Source organism: Mucilaginibacter sp. P4_G9, from assembly GCF_056400985.1.
The window spans coordinates 1-657 of record NZ_JBFUKF010000921.1; the positions used below are offsets into that span (position 1 = coordinate 1).

The 657-nt window shown below is 28.6% G+C and carries 1 protein-coding gene; it reads right to left on the reverse strand.

Annotated features, from left to right (window positions below; translation table 11 throughout):
- On the reverse strand, window positions 1–577 hold a 577-nt coding region (locus AC1DPZ_RS28570; RefSeq protein WP_477409908.1), incomplete at its 3' end, for a DapH/DapD/GlmU-related protein.
- Between the last annotated feature and the right edge of the window lie 80 nt (window positions 578–657).

Consider the following 657-nt stretch of genomic DNA (forward strand, 5'->3'; position numbering starts at 1 on the left):
TTTTAATAACGTTGCAAGGATTTCCACCCGCAATTACATTTGCAGGAATACTTTTATGCACAACACTACCGGCTGCAATAATTGAATTTTCTCCTATTTCAACTCCTTTTAAAACTATAACACCACCACCAATAAACACATTGTCACCTATTTTAATTGGGCTTGTTTTAATATCAGTATCTGAACCACTCGTCCTAATTATTGGATCCAAAGAATGAAAATTTGTATCCCAAAATTTGCACCCTCCTCCTATTACAACATTATTACCGATTTCAATTTTATTCCAACAAATGAATGTTGAATTTGAAATGCCTACATTTTCACCTATTAACAGTTGGGCATCCTTTTTATATACAATAAATCTAAGTAAACTATCCCCGCCAATAGGGTTTGCATGTATGCCGGAATTTGCAGAAAAGTTTTTCCCTATCTTTAGTTCCCCCCCATTATTTTCAATATAAATAATTCCATTTATATTGATTTTTTGAAATATTGCATTATTAATTTTCAAATTATAAGAATTAATAATTTTATAATATTTTCTTTTAATAATGAGAAAATATTTAAAAGCTTTCATATAAAAAAATAAGAAGTGAGATTAATTTTACTTGCAGATATCATATAAATCTATAGCTAATATTAGGCATACCAAATACC